Origin of the sequence: Bacillus sp. EE-W1 (genome assembly GCF_009760835.1) — a bacterium.
Classification (GTDB): domain Bacteria; phylum Bacillota; class Bacilli; order Bacillales; family Bacillaceae_G; genus Bacillus_A; species Bacillus_A wiedmannii.
The window spans coordinates 1-7,209 of record NZ_WIPE01000002.1 but is presented as its reverse complement, the minus strand read 5'-3'; the positions used below and the strand labels follow the sequence as shown (position 1 = coordinate 7,209).

The 7,209-nt window shown below is 36.5% G+C and carries 10 protein-coding genes and 1 other RNA gene; 3 read left to right on the top strand and 8 right to left on the bottom strand.

The features are described 5' to 3' along the window. Positions 1–154: 154 nt before the first annotated feature. The 7 genes from GFJ36_RS00085 to tadA form a co-directional block, all read right to left on the bottom strand. A complete protein-coding gene (locus GFJ36_RS00085) occupies positions 155–424 on the bottom strand; it encodes a pro-sigmaK processing inhibitor BofA family protein (RefSeq protein ID WP_001089486.1) in 270 nt (89 codons plus the stop codon). A gap of 216 nt (positions 425–640) precedes the next feature. Continuing rightward, positions 641–862, bottom strand: a complete 222-nt coding sequence (locus GFJ36_RS00080) for a YaaL family protein (RefSeq protein ID WP_000466020.1) — start codon at positions 860–862, stop codon at positions 641–643. A 14-nt stretch (positions 863–876) separates the two neighbouring features. Further along, on the bottom strand, positions 877–1,473 hold the full coding sequence (gene recR / locus GFJ36_RS00075) for a recombination protein RecR (protein ID WP_000559168.1): 597 nt from the start codon (positions 1,471–1,473) through the stop codon (positions 877–879). A 14-nt stretch (positions 1,474–1,487) separates the two neighbouring features. Then, the gene (locus GFJ36_RS00070; protein ID WP_170771173.1) at positions 1,488–1,814 is read right to left on the bottom strand and encodes a YbaB/EbfC family nucleoid-associated protein; all 327 of its coding nucleotides are present in this window, start codon (positions 1,812–1,814) and stop codon (positions 1,488–1,490) included. Between the two features lie 25 nt (positions 1,815–1,839). After that, positions 1,840–3,528, bottom strand: coding sequence for a DNA polymerase III subunit gamma/tau (gene dnaX, locus GFJ36_RS00065; protein ID WP_000121581.1), 1,689 nt, complete (start codon positions 3,526–3,528; stop codon positions 1,840–1,842). A 132-nt stretch (positions 3,529–3,660) separates the two neighbouring features. Then, an RNA gene (gene ffs / locus GFJ36_RS00060) (signal recognition particle sRNA large type) lies at positions 3,661–3,925 on the bottom strand. Positions 3,926–4,005: 80 nt separating this feature from the next. Continuing rightward, a complete protein-coding gene (gene tadA, locus GFJ36_RS00055; protein ID WP_002108901.1) occupies positions 4,006–4,506 on the bottom strand; it encodes a tRNA adenosine(34) deaminase TadA in 501 nt (166 codons plus the stop codon). Positions 4,507–4,613: 107 nt separating this feature from the next. Here tadA and GFJ36_RS00050 point away from each other — a divergent pair, with 107 nt between their 5' ends. From GFJ36_RS00050 to GFJ36_RS00040, 3 genes are all read left to right on the top strand, one after another. Continuing rightward, positions 4,614–5,153 (top strand): cysteine hydrolase family protein, encoded by a 540-nt coding sequence (locus GFJ36_RS00050; RefSeq protein WP_000798743.1) that lies wholly within the window; start codon positions 4,614–4,616, stop codon positions 5,151–5,153. 125 nt (positions 5,154–5,278) lie between these two features. Further along, on the top strand, positions 5,279–5,914 hold the full coding sequence (locus GFJ36_RS00045) for a deoxynucleoside kinase (protein WP_000148207.1): 636 nt from the start codon (positions 5,279–5,281) through the stop codon (positions 5,912–5,914). A 2-nt stretch (positions 5,915–5,916) separates the two neighbouring features. After that, positions 5,917–6,585, top strand: coding sequence for a deoxynucleoside kinase (locus GFJ36_RS00040; protein WP_001053583.1), 669 nt, complete (start codon positions 5,917–5,919; stop codon positions 6,583–6,585). Positions 6,586–6,620: 35 nt separating this feature from the next. On the opposite strand, the gene GFJ36_RS00035 is transcribed toward GFJ36_RS00040, so the two are convergent. After that, positions 6,621–7,013 (bottom strand): sigma factor-like helix-turn-helix DNA-binding protein, encoded by a 393-nt coding sequence (locus GFJ36_RS00035; protein WP_000364198.1) that lies wholly within the window; start codon positions 7,011–7,013, stop codon positions 6,621–6,623. Positions 7,014–7,209: the final 196 nt, after the last annotated feature.

The window sequence follows — 7,209 nt, the reverse complement described above, 5'->3', positions numbered from 1 at the left end:
CAAAGTTCAACATCGCGTTTCAGCGACTTTTACAATTTAACATTTTGCGTTAAATCTGTCAACAACTTTTTTCTTTCGTTCCTGACGACGCTTATTAATTTACCATATTAATCATTTGTTCGTCAACACTTTTTAAAAAAATGCCAAAATAATTTTATCTTGGCATGATATAAAGCTTAATAACCACTAATGCAGCAACACCAGGTAGGCCTAATATACTTGTGATTGTTGCGGTTCCCAAGTTAATTGGAATATGAAAATCAAAATATGTCCCTACAACATTTACGATAAAGAGTAATGCTATCCCTAAAGTAACATGAAAGAGCGCTTTTCCTATAAAACGTAACGGCTTAGAAGAAACACCAAAAACAAGAAAGATAAAAACTAAAGTAAGAATACCGACAATAACAACTGTAGAATTCATTTTTTCCTCCTTATGAAAGTGACCTATACATATTTATTTGTATGGGACAAGGCGATAAAAAAGAACATTTACCCTACAACTCCAGTTGTTTTATCTTGTTAACCTTCATTCGGCAACACTTTCTTCATAAAAACCATTAATCTTTCTTTCCAAACGAAGTAACCACTAAATATTTAATAAATAAAATAAAAGGTTCTGCTTTTTCAGCAGAACCTTTTACCATTGTTCCATTTTTACAGGACGACGTTTTGCTTCTTTTAACAAGAAGAAATATTTCGCCTCTGCTATTTTCAAAGAACAAAGTACATCTTGAGATGGTTCCACACTTTGTTCAACCATTCTCTTCTGACGTAACCATTCATTCTTCACTTTTTCTAATAGTACAATTAGCTTATCATCATACTCTTTACGCAATTTACCCTTTTTTTGAAAGAACATTTTTGTTTCTCCTCTTATACTTCTCTACGACCTTCTAACGCTTTCGACAGTGTCACTTCATCTGCATATTCTAAATCTCCACCAACTGGCAGACCATGTGCAATACGAGTTACTTTAATACCTGTCGGCTTTAAGAGGCGGGATATATACATCGCTGTAGCTTCCCCTTCAATATTAGGGTTTGTTGCTAGTATCACTTCTTGTACCGTTTCATCATGCAGTCGCTTTAAAAGTTGCGGGATATTAATGTCTTCCGGTCCAATTCCCTCCATTGGAGAAATCGCACCACGTAACACATGATATACACCTTGATACTCTTTCATCTTTTCCATTGCGATTACATCTTTCGGTTCCTGCACAACACAAACAATCGACTGATCTCGATGCGAATCATTACAAATATAACAAGGATCGCGGTCAGTAATATGTCCGCATACAGAACAATACGCTAAATCTCGCTTCGCATTCACAAGTGCTTTTGCAAAACCTAACACATCATCTTCTTTCATATCTAATACGAAAAATGCCAATCGAACCGCTGTTTTCGGTCCGATTCCTGGCAACTTCATAAAACTATCAATTAATTTCGATATCGGTTCTGGATAATGCATATATCAGTATCCTCCTAGAACATTCCACCTGGTAAGTTTAAGCCTTTTGTAAATTTACCCATTGTAGAGTTTGAAAGTTCATCAGCTTTTTTAAGTGCATCATTCGTTGCAGCTAACACTAAGTCTTGTAACATTTCGATATCTTCTGGATCTACAACTTCTTCTTTAACTTTCACTTCAAGAATTTGCTTATGACCATTTGCAATAACTGTGACCATACCGCCGCCAGCTGTACCTTCAACTGTTTTTTCGCCAAGTTCTTCTTGCGCTTTTGCCATATCTTTTTGCATCTTTTGCATTTGTTTCATCATATTATTCATATTTCCCATTCCGCCACGCATCATAATTAATTCCTCCTAATTATTATTACTCTTTTATTTCAATAAGTTCTTGTCCTACTAATTTTACTGCCTCTTCTATAAGAGGATCTTCTTTTTTCTCTGGGCTTTCTTCAGAATTCTCGCCTTCACGCTGTAAAAAATCTTCACGGATTTTACCCCATTCACTTTTTGGAATGGCAATCATATTTAATCTTTTACTTAACAGTTCAAATAAGGCTTGTTCCACTGTATCCATAGCTTCTCGGTTCTCGCTTGCCATTTTACAGTGAATCTCATATTGAAACGCTAAAACGTAAGTATCATCCGAAGCCGCTACCGGTTCGCTATTTTCTAATAAAACAGCAAACGCTACTTTGTTGTATGATTTGAGTCTTCCTAACAACTCACCCCACACAGCTTTTAATTGTTCTAAATCCTGACGCTTTGCTTGCTTTAACACTTCATTTACGCGTCCAACAGGAATTTTCATACTACCTGTACGCACTGGCTTTGGTGTTGCACGTGTCTCTCTGACTTCTTGCTGCACACCAGCCGGCACACCATTCTTTTTGACTTGTTCTAACTCTTTCTCCAATTGCTGCATCCTGTTCATAATTGCTTGTAAACGATCTGCACCGTTCGCTTGCATCATAAACTGTTGACACAGTTGTACCATAACAACTTCTAAGAAAATTCGCGGATGATTTGTCCACTTCATTTCCTGTTGTCCCTTACTAAGCGTATGAATGATTTCATAGATTACTTCCGGTTGCATTTCTTCACTTAACATCCGGAATTGCTCATCTACCATTACTCGTTCCAACATATGTTCCAGTTGTGGTGAGGTTTGATATAAAAGCATATCGCGATAATAGTAAATGAAATCCTCCATAAAACGAACTGGATCTTTCCCTTTACCCATCATCTCATCTATGATACGTAATGCTCTTGATACATCATTTTCACGTATACATTCTACTAAGTTACCTAAGTATTGCTGGGAAACAGAACCTGTCACAGCTAATACATCTTCTGTCGTAACTGTCTCATCACTATAAGATATTGCCTGATCAATAAGACTAAGCGCATCACGCATACCACCTTCAGCGGCACGTGCAACAATTTGTAACGCCTCATCTTCTACTTGCGTACCTTCATTCGTCACAACCGTCGATAATCTCTCAACAATATCATTTACTGATATTTTTCGAAATTCAAAACGCTGGCAACGTGAAATGATTGTAGGCGGAATCTTATGCGGTTCTGTTGTCGCCAAAATAAAGATGACGTGTCCTGGCGGCTCTTCTAACGTTTTTAAAAGCGCATTGAAGGCACCCATAGAAAGCATGTGGACTTCATCAATAATGTATACTTTATATTCTACAGCACTTGGAGCATATTTTACTTTATCTCTAATATCTCGAATTTCATCTACACCGTTATTTGAAGCCGCATCAATTTCTAATACATCTGAAATAGATCCTTGTGTAATCCCCAAACAAGAAGGACATTCATTACAAGGTTCAGCTACCGGAGCATGTTCACAGTTGATTGCTTTTGCAAATACTTTTGCAATTGTCGTTTTTCCTGTTCCCCTCGGCCCAGAAAATAAATAAGCATGTGAAACTTTCTCTTGAAGAAGGGCATTTTGCAACGTTTTTGTCACGTGCTTTTGACCAACTACATCTTCAAATTTTTGCGGTCTCCATGTTCGGTATAACGCTTGGTATGACACGAAAATACGGCCTCCCTCAAAGGTTATTATCTTATTTATTATAACCCATTCTGTTTATAGATTCCAAAAGTTATTTTCTATACAAAAAACCCACCTTAGTATTAAGGTGAGTTTTGTATACATATATAACTGCCGTGCACCCTCTGTCGATTACGTACCATAAGCGTTACTCAAGCAGTTAGCTCGGTTCAGGCACTCCTGCGGCACACGAGAAGACCCGCTTATTGCTGCTTCCTTCCGGACCTGACAAGGTTCACGGGGTCCCGTTGCGCAGGACCCAAACGTCAACACCACTTACTTAAGGCAGACCTTACAGCAGCATAACCTCGAGAAGGGATTCGGCCTCGCTAGAGCGGATTGCGAGTATAGGGCACCGCTACCTCCCCGCTTAGCACGGCAAAGTTAAAACCAATATTCGGTTGCCTTCATTAAAAGGCATTATCAGTATAACTTGTTTTTTTACAAAATGCAAATACGTTAATTCTCGTTACTTTTCTCTAATTTTTTTATCGCTTTTCTTTTTTTACGAAGCTCTCTAAAAAAGTTTGTTAACAAAGTACCGCATTCTTCTTCTAATACACCAGCAACTACCTCGCATTGATGATTAAAGCGTTCATCCGTTAAAAGATTCATCAAAGTCCCTGCACATCCACCTTTCGGATCACTTGCACCATATACAACTCGCTTCACTCGTGATAAAACAATTCCACCCGCACACATCGGACAAGGCTCTAATGTTACATATAACGTCGCATCTTCTAAACGCCATGTCCCTAATTTTTTGCACGCCTCATCAATAGCTAATAACTCAGCGTGAGCTATTGATCTTTGTTCAGTTTCTCTTAAATTATGAGCAACACTAATTACTTCACCATCTAACACTATAACTGCACCAATCGGTACTTCTTGTATTGCCTCTGCTTTTTTAGCCTCTTCTATTGCTAACTGCATAAAATAAATATCTTGATCGTGTTCCATACCATAGTCCTTTCACCTAAAATAAAATACACTTTTTTCCATTTACTGCACATGGGATAACTTTTACAAATTCAATCCACCCTAATAAAAAAGAGAGGGGATTACATATGAAGAATACTGCCTTACTCATTATCGATATGATTAATGATTTTCAATTTTCACACGGGCCCACCCTAGCTAAAAAATGCGAAATTATAACAAACCCTATTTTACAATTAAAGAAAACAATGAAATCCTTTGGCTACCCCATAATTTATGTTAATGACCATTATCAACTTTGGAGATCTGATATTGACCAACTAATTACTCATTGTACAAATGAGTATAGTGAAAATATCATTCATAAGATTGCTCCAAATACTGATGATTACATTTTTATTAAACCACATTACTCTGCTTTTTATGAAACACCTTTAAATTCCTTATTAGGCTATTTAAAAATAGAAAATCTAATATTGACAGGAGTCGCCGGGAATATATGTATCCTCTTTACAGCTAACGATGCTCATATGAGAAATTATACACTGTATGTACCACAGGACTGTATTGCCTCTAATCATGATCAGGATAATCTGCATGCTTTAAAAATAATGGAAGCCACATTAAAAGCAAATATAGTACCGTCATCTCAAATAAAAATTAATTAATACATATATTTATTTTCTAACTTTTTATATCAAATTAACCCGCTCGCTTCCCTCCTGTGCTACAATAATTCTGTTTTGTGTTTTTAGTAGTCACGGTAAATCACTGATTGAAAGGAGGAAACAGCGTGACCGGAGTACCATTTATCACGGTTGAAGGACCAATTGGTGTTGGAAAAACCTCACTTGCGAAGGCAATTTCAACTCACATGCAACTCCACTTACTAAAAGAAATTGTTGATGAGAATCCTTTTTTAGGAAAATTCTATGAAGACATCGACGAATGGAGTTTTCAAACAGAGATGTTCTTTCTTTGTAATAGATACAAACAATTAGAAGATATTAACATAAAGTATTTGAATCAAAGGAAACCAGTAGTAGCGGATTATCATATATTTAAAAATTTAATTTTTGCATCCCGTACATTAAAGAATTCTCAATATGACAAGTACATGCAAATCTATCGTATCCTTACACAAGATATGCCTGTACCAAACGTTATCGTTTATTTAACAGCTAGCTTGGAAACATTACAAACACGAATTGCGATGCGCGGAAGAGAATTCGAAAAAAACATGGATCCAAATTACTTACTACAGCTCACAAAAGATTACGAAACAGCAATGGATACTTTTAAAAAAGATCATCCAGATATCCCAGTATTAAAATTTAACGGAGACGATATGGATTTTGTAAAAAATCCTGATGATTTAAACGTCATCCTATCCGCCCTTCAAAATACTCTCTTAAAGGAGTCGGAATAACAATGAATTTAAGGCAAAAATATGATATACCAAATGACGCAGTAATCACTATTGCTGGAACAGTAGGTGTCGGAAAATCAACTATGACAACTGCATTAGCTAACGCTTTAGGTTATCGCACATCATTTGAAAAGGTAGATTCGAACCCGTATTTGGACAAGTTCTATGCTGATTTCACACGCTGGAGCTTCCACTTGCAAGTGTACTTTTTAGCAGAACGATTTAAAGAACAAAAAAGAATTTTTGAATACGGTGGCGGTTTTGTTCAAGATCGCTCTATATATGAAGACACTGGAATTTTTGCAAAGATGCATCATGAAAAAGGTACAATGACGGAAACTGATTATGAAACATACAAAGGTTTATTTGACGCTATGGTCATGACTCCTTACTTCCCTCATCCTGATTTATTAATTTACTTAGAAGGTTCTTTCGATGATATTGTTGATCGTATCCAAGAACGCGGACGTCCGATGGAACAACAAACACCAATTGAGTATTGGAAAGAGATGCATGGCCGTTACGAAAACTGGATTAATAACTTTAATGCATGCCCTGTTTTACGATTAAACATTAATGAATACGATATTTTAAAAGATGGTGATTCAATCGAACCAATCATTAAAAAAATTGGCCATTTTTTAAAACAAACACGTAAACTTGTAAAATAAAAAACCCGTGCATACGCACGGGTTTTTCTATTAAATTACTTCTTTTTTGTCGGAGCAATAATTTCACTCTCAGGTTTTCCAGCGTTAATACGCTGACGAACAGTACTTGTACTAATATCGTATGTTTCAGCAATCTCTTTAACAGTCATTTCTTTCCCGTTAATCACTGCTGTTAATACTTTACCTGTACGTTTTGGAGCTGCTTCTTTCTTTACAGCTGCTTTTTCAACTTTTTTTGGCGCCTCTACTTTTGTCGCAGTTTGCTTTACATCACAAGTGCAACCACAAAGTTTACGGAATGTATCATCGCTTATAATGCGTGACACATTTGCACCACTGTTTAAAATTCTATTGTTCTTACAGACAGGACATTGTACATAATATAAAGTTTTTCCATCTAAAGGAAACGTTTGTATAATAAGATCCATGTTGACTCCTTTCATATCTATGAAGATAATCATCGGAATATGAGTGTGTAATAAGGACAAAATCGCCTTACACCATACTTTATGATTGGTTTTAAAATAAAAACTCGTTACGTGTTGGTAACGAGTTCTCCAATCTCCACTTATATGCGCTGTTGTCAATTATATCTGGAGGAGGTAGAGGGATTCGAACCCCCGC